Source organism: Candidatus Protofrankia californiensis (genome assembly GCF_900634765.1).
In the GTDB taxonomy this organism is placed as follows: Bacteria; Actinomycetota; Actinomycetes; order Frankiales; family Frankiaceae; genus Protofrankia; species Protofrankia californiensis.
This window is the reverse complement of record NZ_CAAAFT010000209.1, coordinates 15186-15767: the sequence shown is the minus strand read 5'-3', so window position 1 is coordinate 15767 and position 582 is coordinate 15186. Positions and strand designations below refer to the sequence as shown.

Annotated in this window: 1 protein-coding gene; it reads right to left on the bottom strand. The window is 67.2% G+C overall.

Annotation, left to right across the window (positions count from 1 at the left end; all coding sequences use genetic code 11):
- Positions 1-52 precede the first annotated feature (52 nt).
- The coding region (locus DD1DGNOD_RS29340; protein WP_241255661.1) for an AMP-binding enzyme at positions 53-582 on the bottom strand (530 nt) is incomplete at its 5' end.

Here is a 582-nt window from a genome sequence, read left to right as displayed (position 1 = left end):
CCGGCCCCACCGCGGCTGGCGCGCCGCATCGACAGCGGCGCGCCAGCCCAGATCACGCCTTGAGTTTCTCGGCGATGTCGGCGCGGAGAAGGTGCTTCTGGATTTTGCCCGTTGCGGTCATCGGCAGCCGTGGCACGATCTCCAGGCGTTCGGGCATCTTCTGGATGGCCAGACCCTGATCGAGAAGGTAGGTCTGCATGTCCTCCAGCGTCAGCGACTCATGCCCCGCGGCGAGCACGAGGTAGCAGCACAGCCGCTCCCCCAGCCGGTCATCCGGCATCCCGACGACCGCGACACCGCTGACGGCCGGGTGCGCCGTGAGCAGATCCTCGACCTGGCGGACGCTGATGTTCATGCCACCGCGGATGACGATGTCCTTCAACCGGCCGGTCACCCGGACGTAGCCGTCGGTGTCCATGACCCCCAGGTCACCTGACCGCGAATAGCCGTCCGAGGTGAACAGAGCGGCGGTCTCCTGCGGGTTGTTGATGTACTCGAGCATGTGGCTGGGCCCACGGAAAGCGAGGTCGCCCTCCTGACCGCGCGGCACCTCGAAGCCCGCCTCGTCGACGACCTTGATCG